This is a genomic window from Pseudomonas sp. AL 58, assembly GCF_036348395.1.
Lineage (GTDB): Bacteria > Pseudomonadota > Gammaproteobacteria > Pseudomonadales > Pseudomonadaceae > Aquipseudomonas > Aquipseudomonas defluvii.
Map to the genome: position 1 here is coordinate 137288 of NZ_JAZBQR010000010.1, position 13943 is coordinate 151230.

Consider the following 13943-nt stretch of genomic DNA (forward strand, 5'->3'; position numbering starts at 1 on the left):
TGCTCGTTCGCATGCGGCCATAAGGGCTGCACGGGCGACTCACGGGGCCGCCCTCCATCCCTACGTGTGGAAGATCCTGCCGATATGTTTGCGCCTTTGTTAAAGAAACTTTTTGGAAGCAAGAATGAGCGTGAAGTCAAACGCATGCTCAAGACGGTACAGATCGTCAATGCCTTCGAAGAGCAGATGGTGGCCCTTTCGGATGAGCAACTACGCGGCAAGACCGCCGAGTTCAAAGAGCGCCTGGCCAAAGGCGAGACCCTGGACAATCTGCTGCCTGAAGCCTTCGCGGTTGCTCGCGAGGCCGGTAAGCGGGTCATGGGGATGCGTCACTTCGACGTGCAGTTGATCGGTGGCATGACCTTGCACGAAGGCATGATCGCAGAAATGCGTACCGGTGAAGGCAAGACCTTGGTCGCAACCCTGGGCGTCTACCTCAACGCATTGTCTGGCAAGGGCGTGCACGTGGTCACGGTCAACGACTACCTGGCCCGTCGCGATGCCAACTGGATGCGCCCGCTGTATGAGTTCCTCGGCCTGACCGTCGGTGTGGTTACACCGTTTCAGCCGCCGGAAGAGAAGCGTGCGGCCTATGCTGCCGATATCACCTACGGCACCAACAACGAATTCGGTTTCGACTACCTGCGCGACAACATGGCGTTCAGCATGGAAGAGAAATTCCAGCGTGAGCTGAATTTCGCCGTGATCGACGAAGTCGACTCCATCCTGATCGACGAAGCGCGTACCCCACTGATCATCTCCGGTCAGGCGGAAGACAGCTCCAAGCTGTACATCGAGATCAACAAGCTGATCCCGCGCCTCAAGCAGCACATCGAGGAAGTCGAAGGCCAGGTCACCCAGGCCGGTCACTTCAGCATCGACGAGAAGAGCCGTCAGGTCGAGCTCAACGAAGCCGGTCACCAGTACATCGAAGAGATGCTCTCCCAGGTCGGCCTGCTGGCCGAGGGCGAAAGCCTTTACTCGGCCCACAACCTGGGCCTGCTGACCCACGTTTATGCTGGCCTGCGCGCGCACAAGCTGTTCCATCGCAACGTCGAGTACATCGTCCAGGACGGCCAGGTCCTGCTGATTGACGAGCACACCGGTCGTACCATGCCGGGCCGACGCCTGTCCGAAGGCCTGCACCAGGCGATCGAAGCGAAGGAAAACCTGAATATTCAGGCCGAGAGCCAGACCCTGGCGTCGACCACCTTCCAGAACTACTTCCGTCTGTACACCAAGCTGTCCGGCATGACCGGTACTGCTGATACCGAGGCGTTCGAGTTCGCGCAGATCTATAACCTGAACGTTATGGTCATTCCGCCGAACAAGCCGCTGGCCCGTAAGGATTTCAACGACCTGGTCTACCTGACGGCAGAAGAGAAGTACGCTGCCATCATCGCGGACATCAAGGAAAGCCTGGCCCAGGGCCGTCCTGTACTGGTAGGTACCGCGACGATTGAAACCTCTGAGCACATGTCCAACCTGCTCAAGAAGGAAGGCATCGACCACAAGGTCCTCAACGCCAAGTACCACGAGAAGGAAGCCGAGATCATTGCGCAGGCCGGTCGTCCGGGCGCGCTGACCATCGCTACCAACATGGCGGGTCGTGGTACCGACATTCTCCTGGGCGGTAACTGGGAAGTTGAAGTGGCGGCCATGGAGAACCCGAGCCCTGAGCAGGTCGCACAGATCAAGGCCGACTGGCAGAAGCGTCACCAGCAGGTGATCGAGTCTGGTGGTCTGCACGTGATTGCGTCCGAGCGCCACGAGTCGCGTCGTATCGACAACCAGTTGCGCGGCCGTTCCGGTCGTCAGGGTGACCCGGGTTCCAGCCGTTTCTACCTGTCGCTGGAAGACAGCCTGATGCGCATCTTCGCCTCTGACCGGGTGAAGAACTTCATGAAAGCGCTGGGTATGCAGTCCGGTGAGGCGATCGAGCACCGTATGGTGACCAACGCCATCGAAAAAGCACAACGCAAGGTTGAAGGGCGCAACTTCGATATTCGTAAGCAATTGCTCGAATTCGACGACGTGGCCAACGAGCAGCGTAAGGTGATCTACCACATGCGCAACAGCCTGCTGGCTGCTGACAACATTGGTGACACCATCGCTGACTTCCGTCAGGAAGTACTGGATGCCACCGTCAGCCAGCACATTCCGCCGCAGTCGCTGCCCGAGCAGTGGGACGTGGCTGGTCTGGAAGCAGCTCTGGCCAGCGATTTCGGGGTCAAGCTGCCGATCCAGAAGTGGCTCGACGAAGACGATCACCTGTACGAAGAAACCCTGCGCGAGCGCCTGCTGAACGAGCTGCTGGCGGCGTATAACGAGAAGGAAGAGCAGGCCAGCGCCGATGCCCTGCGCACCTTCGAGAAGCAGATTCTGCTGCGCGTTCTGGATGATCTGTGGAAAGACCACCTGTCGACCATGGACCACTTGCGTCATGGCATCCACCTGCGTGGTTATGCACAGAAGAACCCGAAGCAGGAGTACAAGCGCGAGTCGTTCAACCTGTTCCAGGAGCTGCTGGACTCGATCAAGCGCGATACCATCCGCGTGCTCTCGCACGTTCAGGTTCGCCGCGAAGACCCGATCGAAGAAGAGGCGCGTCTGCGCCGCGAAGCCGAGGAATTGGCCCAGCGCATGCAATTCCAGCATGATGCTGCACCCGGTCTGGAGCAGAATGACGAGCAGGAAGAAGGCGCTGAAGTTGCTGTTGCCGCTGCGCCGGTGCGCAACGAACAGAAGCTGGGGCGTAACGAACTGTGCTGGTGTGGTTCGGGCAAGAAGTTCAAGCATTGCCACGGCCAGATCAACTGACGATCCCGCCCAGGTAACACGCTGACATTTGAACACCGCGCCGCGACAGGCTTCCTGCCTTCGCGGCGTTGTTCCATCTCAAGCGCCGCGGCAACGAGCTCGGCGTATTTTTTTTAGGAGCGCTTTCATGGCTGTTGGTCTTGGTCCTTTGCCAACGTTGCACCCGGTCCCAGGTTTTGAACTCGGCATCGCCTCGGCGGGCATCAAGCGCCCAGGGCGCAAGGATGTCGTGGTCATGCGCTGTGCCGAAGGCTCCAGCGTGGCAGGTGTGTTCACCCTGAACGCCTTCTGTGCGGCACCTGTAATCCTCGCCAAGCAGCGTGTACAGGGCACCGTACGTTACCTGCTGACGAACACTGGCAATGCCAACGCTGGTACCGGTGCACAGGGCCTGGCGGCTGCTGAGCGCGCTTGCGCCAAGCTGGCCGAGTTGGCTGGCGTTGATGCCAGTGCGGTGTTGCCGTTCTCCACCGGCGTCATCGGCGAGCCGCTGCCGGTCGAAAAGATTGAAGGCGCTCTGCAAGCCGCGCTGGACGATCTGTCGGAAAACAACTGGGCAAACGCTGCGACCGGCATCATGACCACCGACACCCTGCCCAAGGGCGCGAGCCGTCAGTTCCAGCACGATGGCGTCACGGTCACCGTGACCGGCATCAGCAAGGGCGCGGGCATGATTCGCCCGAACATGGCGACCATGCTGGGCTACATCGCCACCGATGCCAAGGTTGCACCGCACGTGCTCAAGGACCTGCTGCTGGACGGCGCGAACAAGTCGTTCAACCGCATTACTATCGATGGCGATACCTCGACCAACGATTGCTGCATGCTCATTGCGACCGGCAAGGCCGCAGTACCTGAAGTCACCGAAGCCAGCGGCCCGCTGTTCGCGGCGTTGAAGCAGGCAGTGTTCGAGGTATGCATGGAGGTGGCACAGGCTATCGTTCGCGATGGTGAAGGTGCGACCAAGTTCGTGACCGTTGAAGTCAACGGCGGTGGCAATCATCAGGAATGCCTGGACGTTGCTTACGCAGTGGCCCACTCGCCGCTGATCAAGACCGCGCTGTTCGCCTCCGACCCGAACTGGGGCCGTATTCTGGCGGCAGTAGGCCGTGCGGGTGTGCCGAACCTGGATGTGAGCCTGATCGACGTCTACCTGGGTAGCGTCTGCATCGCCAGCAAAGGCGGTCGCAGTGCCAGCTATACCGAAGAGCAGGGCGCCGCTGTCATGGCGCAGGAAGAAATCACCATTCGCATCGAGTTGGGCCGTGGCCAGTGCAGCGAGGTCATCTGGACCACTGACCTGTCCCATGAGTATGTGAAGATCAACGCCGAATACCGGAGCTGATCGACTCGTTGACCAGGCCGGCTCCAGCGCGAGCCAGCCTGGTCGGCGACAGCGGCGGTACATTCTCCAAACCTTCTGGAGCCGAACCATGAGCTACCACCTGATCATCGGCGACAAGCTTTACTCCTCCTGGTCACTGCGCGCCGCCCTGGCGCTGGAACTGACCGGAGCGTCCTACACCGAGCAACTCGTCAAACTCAATCAACCTGATACCCGCGCCCGCCTGCTCGAGCATTCGCCGACCGGCAAGGTGCCGTTGCTCAAGTCCGAGCATGGCACCATCGCCGATTCCCTGGCGATTGCCGAGTACCTGGCCGAGCGTCATCCGGACGCCCATCTGTGGCCGACCGACGTTGCTGCCCGTGCTCAGGCCCGCTCTGCCTGTGCGCAGATGCACAGCGGTTTCTTTGCCCTGCGTGGCACCATGCCATTCGACCTGAGCCGTGACCAGGCGTTGGACGCGACCCCGGCGGACGTCCAGGCGGATATCGACCGTATCGTTGCCTTGTGGGCCGAGTGCCGTGCTGCCGCAACCGCCAGCGGCCCGTTCCTGTTTGGCACGCCTAGCCTGGCCGACGCGTTTTTTGCGCCAGTGGCGGTTCGCCTGCGCACTTACCGGGTTGAACTGCCGGTTGAAGCGCTCAACTACATCGAAGCGATTTACCAGTGGCCCGCTTTCCAGGCCTGGCAGAAAGCGGGATTGGCGGAGTGTGGACGGTGAAACGTATTCATGTAGCTGCCGCCGTGATTCGCGGTACCGATGGCCGGGTGCTGATTGCTCGGCGTGCCGACAGTCAGCATCAGGGCGGCCTTTGGGAGTTTCCGGGCGGCAAGGTCGAGGAGGGCGAAGCCGTACAGGCTGCGTTGGCCCGTGAGCTTCAGGAAGAGCTGGGTATTGCCGTCAGTGCGGCGCGGCCATTGATCAAGGTCAAGCACGACTACCCGGACAAACAGGTGCTGCTGGATGTGTGGGAGGTGTCCGCGTTTACCGGTGAGCCCCACGGTGCCGAGGGCCAGCCGTTGGCCTGGGTGGCACCACGTGAATTGGCGCAGTACGACTTCCCTGAAGCCAACCGGCCGATTGTGGCGGCTGCGCGTTTGCCCGGTGAGTACCTGATTACCCCGGACGGCCTGGAAACGTCCCAGTTGCTGCGCGGTATGCAGAAGGCGATTGCTGGCGGCGTGAAGCTGCTGCAATTGCGTGCGCCGAACATGTATGACCCGCAGTACCGCGACCTCGCCGTGGATGCTGTCGGCCTCTGTGCTGGCAAGGCACAGTTGATGCTCAAGGGGCCGTTGGAGTGGTTGGGCGACTTCCCGGCGGCCGGTTGGCACCTGACTGCGACACAATTGCGCAAGTACGCCAGCAAGGGGCGTCCGTTCCCGCAGAACCGTTGGCTGGCAGCGTCCTGCCATAACGCCGAAGAGTTGGCGTTGGCTGAGCAGATGGGGGTTGATTTTGTCACCCTCTCGCCGGTGCAGGCGACGCAGAGCCATCCGGATACCGCGCCATTAGGCTGGGAGCAGGCCTCGCAGTTGATCGAGGGCTTCAATCGTCCGGTGTTCCTGCTCGGTGGCGTTGGCGATGCAGAGCGTGAGCGGGCCTGGCAGAGCGGTGCGCAGGGTGTTGCCGGGATTCGGGCCTTCTGGCCCGAGATGTAACCACTGCGAATCGTGCTTGATGGGCGCTGACTGGCGCCTCAGGGTTTGGCTGCAGGCTGCCACAGCACCTCGGCCACGCCCTGGCGCCGCCCAATCAGTCGTGCTGCTACAAACAGCAGGTCGGACAACCGATTGATGTAGGCCAAACCAACCCCAGTCAATGGCTCAATGGCGTTCAGCGCTTGGCAGCGTCGTTCGGCACTGCGGGCCAGGCTGCGGCAGACATGGGCCTGGGCGACCAAGGCTGAGCCTCCGGGCAAAATGAAATTCTCCAGCGGTCCCAGTTCATCGTTCCAGCGATCGATCACCTGCTCCAGTGATTCCACTTGCGCGTCATTCAAGGCTTGATAACTGGGCATCGCCAGCTCGCCTCCCAGATCGAACAGTCGATGCTGACAAGGTGAAAGCACTTCGATCAGTTCTGTCAGGGCAGGGTCCGTCGCAAGGCCTGCCAGCAGCACGCCAAGCTGGCTGTTGAGCGTATCCACTTCGCCAATGGCTTCAATGCGTGGGTGATCCTTCGGTACTCGGCGGCCATCGCCCAAGCCCGTTTCACCCTTGTCGCCCGTGCGGGTGTAGATCTTCGACAAACGAAAACCCATGTTCAAGACTCCATCTTTTGGTTCGGTGTGGGGGTTGCCAGGGGCAGGCGCAAGGTGAAGCAGGTGCCTTGACCGGGTGCTGACTGCACCTCCATCTGGCCTTTGTGGTTATTGGTGATGATGAAGTAGGAGACGGACAGCCCCAGCCCGGTGCCCTGGCCAATTTCCTTGGTGGTGAAGAACGGCTCGAAGGTCCGCTTGCGTACGGCTTCCGTCATGCCGACACCGTTGTCTTCGACCTGGATCTCGGCCCATGGTGGATTCAGTCGCGTGCGCAGGATGATGCGACCGGGCTCGCGATCATCCTGACGCTGGTGAATGGCCTGAGCCGCGTTTTTAAGCAGGTTCAGCAGCACCTGTTCAAGCTCGTTCGCCGTGCAGGGTACCGGCCCCAGCTCAGGGTCGAACTGGCGGACAATGGCTTGGCCTTTGAAGTCGAAACCGATGGTCAGGTCGAAGTCGTTGCTGGCGATTTCTACCGCCTGGTCGATCAAGGCTGGCAGGTCGCAAGGCACCAGTTGGCGATTGCTGCGGCGGCTGAAGCTGAGCATATGGGTGACGATCTTGGCCGCTCGGGTGCCGGCCTGCTGGATGCCGTCGAGCAGTTGCGGCACTTCGCGCAGTTGTAGGTAATGGTTGACGACGCTCAGGTCGATGCCCGCTTCGTTGGCTTGCTCGATGTTCTTCGGCAAGTCAGGCGACAGCCGCCGCCGGATGTTCTGGACGTTGTGCAGAATCGCCCCGAGTGGGTTGTTGATTTCATGCGCCATGCCCGCTGCCAGGCCGCCGACCGAGAGCATTTTTTCCGATTGCACCATCATTTCCTCAAGCGACAGGCGCTGGGTGATGTCGTCGATACGGATCACCACGCCACGTCCGCCACCGCCCATGAGTGGGTAAAAGGTCAGGGCATAGTGGCGAGGCTCGTCGTCCTTGGTCCAGGTGACGCGTTCAATTTTCGCTACCCGGTGCTTCTCGACGCTTTCCTTGAGTTGCGGCAGGAAGGGGCGTAATGGCTCGAAGGCGAGGAAAATCGGCTGGTTCAGCGCCTCGTCCAGCGGTGTGCCGGAGAGGGCGGTGGCTTCCTGGTTCCACTGGGTGACGTAGAGCTGCTCGTCGAGTGCGATCAGGGCCGAGGGCATCGAGTCGATAATGCTGTTGAGGTAGTTCTGAAACCCGGTGAGCTTTTTCTCGATCTTGCTGCGTACCTGGACTTCCAGTTCAAGCTTGCGGTTGGTATGGCGTGTTTCCTCGGCCAGGCCCTGAGCCTGGTCGAAGGCATCCTGGAATTCGTCGCGAGCGCGCTTGAGCTGTTGTTCGCGTGCTTCGATGCGCGAAAGCATCGTGTTGAAGGCTTCTGCGAGGCTGCCGATTTCGTCGCGGTTACCCGGCTGGGCGCGCAGGGCATAGTTCTCTTCACGGGTCACCTGGCGCGTGAGCTGTTCAAGCCGGTCGATGGGCTCGGTAATCAGGCGCTTGATCTGCCGGGCGATGATCATCCATAGCAGCACACTGAACACCAGAATCCCCAGGCTGGCGGTCAGCGTGCCGGTGTAGAAGGCCATCGGCAGTTCGCTAGTGGCCACCAGCAGCAAGTGGCTGGGCGGTGAACCAGGGCGTGGCAGCGGGATCAGTTGGGTGTTGCGAAATTCGGTGAGCCGCCAGGTTTCGATGTTGCGATAGCGTTTGGGCAGGTCGAGTAATTCGCCGTGCTGCAATTGCGCGAGACGTTTGCCATCGCTGCCATACAGGGCGGCAGCGCGCAGTGGCGAATAGCTATCCAGCTCCCTGAGCAGCCGGTCGGCGGCTTCCGGTGAGTCGCTAGCCTGTTGCGCCAGTTGAGGGTTGGATACCAGTCGACCGATGGTCTGCAACGCCTGGGGCGCCATGCTCTCTTGAGAGATCCAATAGGCAGCACTGATGAAGGTCAGGTTGGCGACCAACATTACGGTAATCAGCAGCACCAGCAGGGCAGCTAGTAGCTTTTGCCCAACGGGCAGGTTTTCCAGGCGTTCGCGCAATGGCATGGTTGAGGCGTGATCCTGGTGGGGGTTTAGGCGGCCAGAGTACCGCCCGAGTCAGTCGCTGGGCAATCCATGCGCATTCAGGTACTCGACCAGGCGCCGGTGGAGCCGTTCCAGATGCGGCAATTCGCAGCCATGACGGGCGGCAATGCGGCAGGCATGGCCGAGCAGGTAGTGGATCTCTGTGCGGCGTTCCTGACGGACGTCCTGGTACATCGATGAGTAGTTGGCGGCGGTAGCCTGAATCACTCGCTCCACCTCCTCGGCAAGGCCCTCGGCGGCTTGTGGTTGACCACAGCGGCGCAACAGCTCGGCGAGCTCCAAGCACAGGGTCGCCACTTCGCAGTGGTGTTCGCTCAGGCCGCCATTGCGGCACTCATGCAACACCGTCAGTGGGTTGATGGCGCAGTTCAAGGCCAGTTTGCGCCAGAGGCGGGTAAGGATGTCGGGTGTCCACTGGTGTGGTATCCCGGCGTCTTCCAGTTCATCGAGCCAGTCGGGCGTGCTGGGCCTGGCGGGATCGCCCAGCCAGTTGAAGCCGTGGCCGGCAAACACCACCTGCCAGTCAGCCTGACGAAAGGCGCCTTCCGTGCTGGAGGCGAAGATACAACGTGCGTGGGGAACCAAGGCGGCAACCTCGTCCTGGCTGCCCAAGCCGTTCTGCAGCAGGATCAGCTCGGCATTGGGGGCCAAGCGGGGCAGCAGGGGGGCAACCGCCTGGTGTGCGTCGTAGGCTTTGCAGGCCACCAGCAGACGGTGGATAGGCCCTGCGCCCGTCGCTGTCTGTGCGGGAATCGCATGGGTGTACGCCTGATCCTGTTCGATCAGCGTCAGGCCGCCCGCGGCCTCATAGGCAGCCACACGTTCATCGTCCCGCAAGATCAGGCGTACTGCTTTGCCTGCGCGAGCCAGACGACAGGCCCAAAGGCTGCCCAGACTGCCGGCGCCGAGAATATGCCAGGTGCTGCTCATCCGCGTTTCGCAACCGTTATAATGAGCGAGCATTTTAACCGTCAAACCCGGCGCGCTCCATCGTGCTCTTTCATCAGGGCAGGTAGCGTGTCTTTTATTTTTGGAGAAAAGGATATGCCGTCGTTCGACGTGGTATCGGAACTGGACAAACACGAAGTCACCAACGCGGTAGACAACGCGATCAAGGAACTGGACCGGCGCTACGACCTGAAAGGCAAAGGCAGCTTCGAGTTCAAGGAAAAGGAGCTGACTGTCAACCTGACAGCCGAAGCCGAATTCCAGCTTGAGCAGATGATTGAAATCCTCAGGTTGTCGCTGATCAAACGCAAGATCGACGCCCAATGCCTGGAGATCAAGGATGCTTACCCGTCCGGTAAGGTCATGAAACAGGAAGCCGTCCTCAAGGAAGGTATCGACAAAGAGCTGGCGAAGAAGATCGTTGCCCACATCAAGGAGGCCAAGCTCAAGGTTCAGGCCGCCATCCAGGGCGAGCAGGTACGGGTAACCGGCAAGAAGCGCGACGACTTGCAAGAGGCCATCGCCGCCTTGCGTGCCAAGGAATTCGGCATGCCATTGCAGTTCAATAATTTCCGCGACTGAGCACCCTGCGTCAGGAACCTCGGCGCCGTTTTGGCGTCCGAGCTTCTCTAGGCCGTTGATACGATTGCGGTGGGATATTTACGCTTTTTGCCATTTGGCATCAGGAGAGCACTATGGATTTGAACGCTGAAGTCGATCAACTGGTCAAGACCTCACAAAGCTGGATTCCATTGATCATGGAGTACGGCAGCCGTTTTCTGTTGGCGCTGCTGACGTTGTCCATCGGTTGGTGGCTGATCAACAAGGTGACATTCCGTCTGGGCAAGTTGCTGGCTTTGCGTAATGCCGACCTTGCACTGCAGGGGTTCATCAGTAGCCTGGCCAACATCGCCCTCAAAGTGTTGTTGATGGTCAGCGTCGCTTCGATGATCGGCGTAGAAACCACGTCCTTCGTTGCCGCCATTGGTGCCGCAGGCCTTGCCATCGGCTTGGCATTACAGGGCAGCCTGGCGAACTTTGCCGGTGGCGTGCTGATTTTGCTGTTCCGTCCTTTTCGCATTGGTGATGTGATCGAAGCGCAAGGGGTCAGCGGAACGGTGGATAGCATCCAGATCTTCCACACGGTGCTGCGTACGGGTGACAACAAGACCGTGATCATGCCCAACGGCAGCCTGTCCAACGGCATTATCACCAACCACAACCGTCAGCCGACCCGTAAGGTCGTGTTTGATGTTGGTGTCGACTACGATGCCGACTTGCAGGCTGCGCGCCGCGTGTTGCTCGAGCTGGCCAATGATCCACGGGTTCACAAGGATCCGGCGCCACAAGCCGTCGTGTCGACCCTGGGTGACAGTTCGATCACCATTTCCCTGCGTGCCTGGGTCAATACCGGTGACTACTGGGATGTGTTGTTCATGCTCAACGAGCATGCCCGTGATCGCCTGCGTGCCGAGGGGATCGACATTCCCTTTCCGCAGCGCGTGATTCGCGTGGTCCAGGAAGCGACTGCCTAAAACGTTGCCTCCGCAGGCGCCAACCTTGCCGATAGCGTTGCCGGCAGGGTTGGCATCTGGAATGTCCTATCGCGAGCGTGACTTTTCTGGCATACAGGCTGGCCAAATGTCGTTTGGCCTGGCGTTCCCATGTTGACCCCGCTGCTGCAAATCACCCCGTTGCGTGCATTCTGCTTCGCACTGACCTTGGCGCTCTTCGAGCTGCTGACCTATATCGCCAGTGATGTGGTAATGCCTGCCATGCCGACGGTGGTGAATGACCTGCAGGCGAGTGCAGATTTCATCCCCCATGCCCTGAACCTCTATCTGCTTGGCGGCGTTCTGCTGCAATGGTTGATCGGGCCGTTGGCGGACCGTTATGGTCGGCGCCCGCTGCTGCTCGGTGGCTGCGTGTTTTTCAGCCTGATGTGCCTGCTCACCCATTGGGTGGAGGGGATTGAGCTGTTCAACCTGCTGCGATTGTTGCAGGGCATTGGTCTGGGCTTTGTGGTGACGGTGAGTTATCCCGCCCTGAACGAAGCCTTCAGTGAAGCGGATGCGGTGCGGATGATGGCCCTGCTCGCGAATATCGCCTTGCTATCCCCCTTGCTGGGGCCTTTGCTCGGCACGCTGTTGCTGGAGTGGATGTCCTGGCGTTGGATTTTTGTACTGATCGGCGCCGGTGGCATGCTTGCCTGGTTGGCGCTGTATCGCTTCATGCCTGAAACACTCGGTGTTGAGCGGCGTGACGGCAGCAGGCTGGCGTTTCAGCCGATTCATCTGCTGCCTTTGTTGGCCGGCTATCGACAGTTGTTGCTCAACCGTTACTTCGTCGCGGGCAGCATGGCGCTTGGTTTGATCGGGTTGCCGTTGATCGCCTGGATCGGGCTTTCGCCGGTACTGCTCATTCACGGCCAGGGCTTGAGTACGCTGGACTACGCGCTGTGGCAACTGCCAGTGTTCGGCGGCCTGATTGCCGGAAACCTGATCATTAACCGGATTGCCGAGCGCTATACACTGCTGGCCCTCGTGCGCCGTGGGCTGTGGCCGCTGGTGGGTGGTTTGCTGGCAATGATGGTTGTCGCCTGGTTGTACCCGTCGGTGATCGGTGTGGTTGCAGGCCTGTCGGTGTACGCGCTTGGCCTTGGGGTCTGTAATGCCGTGTTGTACCGCATCACGCTGTTTGCCAGCGAGCAAAGCAAAGGCCTGGTGTCGGCGATGCTGGGCATGATCACCATTGCTTTGCTCGGCCTGGGAGGCTCCTTGCTGGCAATACTGGGTGCGGGTGAGGGCTTGCTGACGTTCGCTTGGGTCGCGGGTGTCGCCGGCCTGCTGGCGCTCTGGCCGTTGCGTACGGTGCTGAGCGCTGGCGAGCCGGTTGTCTCGGATTAAGGGCGTTCGCCCACCGAGTTCTGTGGCTGATCCTGAGGTTCAGGCTTTCCACGGCGGGCTTCTTGATGCCAGTGCAGGGCAATCAGGATAAGCGTGGGTACACCCAGCAGTGCCGTAATCAGGAAGAAGTCGTGGTAGCCGAACTTTTCCACCATGACGCCTGAGTATCCACCGATCAGCCTTGGCAGCAACAGCATGATGGAACTGAGCAGGGCATACTGGGTGGCCGAGAACTTGAGGTTGGTCAGGCTCGACAGGTAGGCGACAAACGCCGAAGTCGCCATGCCAGAGCTGAAGTTATCCAGCGAGATGGTGACGATCAGCATGTTCAGGTTGGGGCCCATGTCTGCCAGCATCAGGAACAGGATGTTGGTGCTGGCCGAGGCTGCGCCACCGATGAACAGGATCGGCAGGATGCCGAAACGGACGATCAGCAGTCCGCCTAGGCCGGCGCCCACCAAGGTCATGATCAACCCGAAGATCTTGCTGATGCTGGCGATCTGATCCTTGGTGAAGCCTTGATCGATGTAGAACACGTTGGCCATGACGCCCATCACTGTATCGGACATCCGGTAGGTTGCGATCAGCCCAAGCAATAGCAAGGCCTGCCAGCGGTAGCGCGTAATGAAGTCGTTGACCGGGGTCAGCACCGGGGCCAGGCCACGCCGGCCCATTGAGGACAGGCACAACGCTGTGAGCGTGATGTACAGAATCGCGCGAAGGAACGCGCGGTCTTCCAGCAGCAGGTCAAGCAGGCTCACGCCCTCGAACAGCACACTGGCAAAGTCGGTGTAGTACAACTGGGTAAACGTTGCCGGTACCGACACGAGCAGTACGATCAGCACGAACACGGATACCAGTTGGTGGGCAAAGCCATAGCGCGCCGCCGACAACTGAGTGCGCAGTGGTACAGGCGGTTCGCGCATCAACAGGCTGGTAACCAGTGCCGGCACCATCATCACACCGAACAGCACATAGGTACCGGTCCAGGCTTTGTGGAGGTAGTTGAAACCGGTGGAGCCGAAACCTTCAGCGAAAAACAGGGCGCCCGCGGTAGCCAGCAGGGCCGCGACGCGGTAGCCGGCCATATAGCTGGCTGCCAGGGCTGCCTGGCGCTGATCGTCGGCGATCTCCAGGCGATAGGCATCAACGGCAATATCCTGTGTTGCCGAGGAAAACGCGACAAGTACGGCCAGTGCAATCAGCCAGGACAAGTGTTTTTGGGGGTCGCAGAACCCCATCCCGATGAGGCCCACCACGACCAGCACCTGCGATAACACGAGCCAGGAGCGGCGTCGACCGAGCTTGCCCAGCAGTGGCAGGCGCCACTGGTCGAGCAGTGGCGACCACACCCATTTAAAGGCGTAAGCCAGGCCTATCAGGCTGGCATAGCCAATCGTCTCGCGGGCCACACCGGCCTCGCGCAGCCACACGGACAGGGTTGAGAACACCAACATGTACGGCAGGCCGGCGGCAAAGCCGAGCAGCAACAGCACCAGCGTTGACGGGCTGGCATAGGCAGCGAGCGCATCGCGCCAGGTTTTACGGGGCATGGGCCAACATCTGCCTCAAGTTTACGAAAACAAAGCGCGCA

Annotated in this window: 11 protein-coding genes; 7 read left to right on the plus strand and 4 right to left on the minus strand. The window is 60.3% G+C overall.

Annotation, left to right across the window (positions count from 1 at the left end; translation table 11 throughout):
• The first annotated feature begins 84 nt into the window (after positions 1-84).
• From secA to UIA24_RS13175, 4 genes are all read left to right on the plus strand, one after another.
• Positions 85-2820: a preprotein translocase subunit SecA gene (gene secA, locus UIA24_RS13160; RefSeq protein ID WP_099775716.1), complete on the plus strand. Its 2736-nt coding sequence runs from the start codon at positions 85-87 to the stop codon at positions 2818-2820.
• A gap of 127 nt (positions 2821-2947) precedes the next feature.
• Positions 2948-4165, plus strand: coding sequence for a bifunctional glutamate N-acetyltransferase/amino-acid acetyltransferase ArgJ (argJ, locus tag UIA24_RS13165; protein ID WP_099775715.1), 1218 nt, complete (start codon positions 2948-2950; stop codon positions 4163-4165).
• Positions 4166-4253: 88 nt separating this feature from the next.
• Positions 4254-4886: a glutathione S-transferase family protein gene (locus UIA24_RS13170; RefSeq protein ID WP_330523024.1), complete on the plus strand. Its 633-nt coding sequence runs from the start codon at positions 4254-4256 to the stop codon at positions 4884-4886.
• Positions 4883-5827, plus strand: coding sequence for a Nudix family hydrolase (locus UIA24_RS13175; RefSeq protein WP_099775713.1), 945 nt, complete (start codon positions 4883-4885; stop codon positions 5825-5827). Before UIA24_RS13170 ends, UIA24_RS13175 begins: the two co-directional genes overlap by 4 nt.
• Positions 5828-5865: 38 nt before the next feature.
• Here the strand turns inward: UIA24_RS13175 and UIA24_RS13180 are convergent, their stop codons facing one another.
• From UIA24_RS13180 to UIA24_RS13190, 3 genes are read right to left on the minus strand one after another with little or no spacing between them, the layout of a single operon-like run.
• Positions 5866-6429: a cob(I)yrinic acid a,c-diamide adenosyltransferase gene (locus tag UIA24_RS13180; RefSeq protein WP_099775712.1), complete on the minus strand. Its 564-nt coding sequence runs from the start codon at positions 6427-6429 to the stop codon at positions 5866-5868.
• A 2-nt stretch (positions 6430-6431) separates the two neighbouring features.
• Complete coding sequence (locus UIA24_RS13185; RefSeq protein WP_330523025.1) at positions 6432-8456, minus strand: ATP-binding protein; 2025 nt, start codon at positions 8454-8456, stop codon at positions 6432-6434.
• A gap of 51 nt (positions 8457-8507) precedes the next feature.
• Positions 8508-9425 (minus strand): putative 2-dehydropantoate 2-reductase, encoded by a 918-nt coding sequence (locus UIA24_RS13190; RefSeq protein WP_330523026.1) that lies wholly within the window; start codon positions 9423-9425, stop codon positions 8508-8510.
• 114 nt (positions 9426-9539) lie between these two features.
• Between UIA24_RS13190 and UIA24_RS13195 the strand changes: the two genes are divergently transcribed.
• From UIA24_RS13195 to UIA24_RS13205, 3 genes are all read left to right on the plus strand, one after another.
• Positions 9540-10025, plus strand: a complete 486-nt coding sequence (locus UIA24_RS13195; protein WP_065758929.1) for a YajQ family cyclic di-GMP-binding protein — start codon at positions 9540-9542, stop codon at positions 10023-10025.
• A 113-nt stretch (positions 10026-10138) separates the two neighbouring features.
• A complete protein-coding gene (locus UIA24_RS13200) occupies positions 10139-10978 on the plus strand; it encodes a mechanosensitive ion channel family protein (RefSeq protein WP_099775710.1) in 840 nt (279 codons plus the stop codon).
• Between the two features lie 132 nt (positions 10979-11110).
• A complete protein-coding gene (locus UIA24_RS13205) occupies positions 11111-12349 on the plus strand; it encodes an MFS transporter (RefSeq protein WP_330523045.1) in 1239 nt (412 codons plus the stop codon).
• On the opposite strand, the gene UIA24_RS13210 is transcribed toward UIA24_RS13205, so the two are convergent.
• Entirely contained in the window at positions 12346-13902 is a 1557-nt protein-coding gene (locus UIA24_RS13210; RefSeq protein ID WP_330523027.1) for an AmpG family muropeptide MFS transporter, read from the minus strand. The two genes, UIA24_RS13205 and UIA24_RS13210, sit on opposite strands and share 4 nt — an antisense overlap.
• Between the last annotated feature and the right edge of the window lie 41 nt (positions 13903-13943).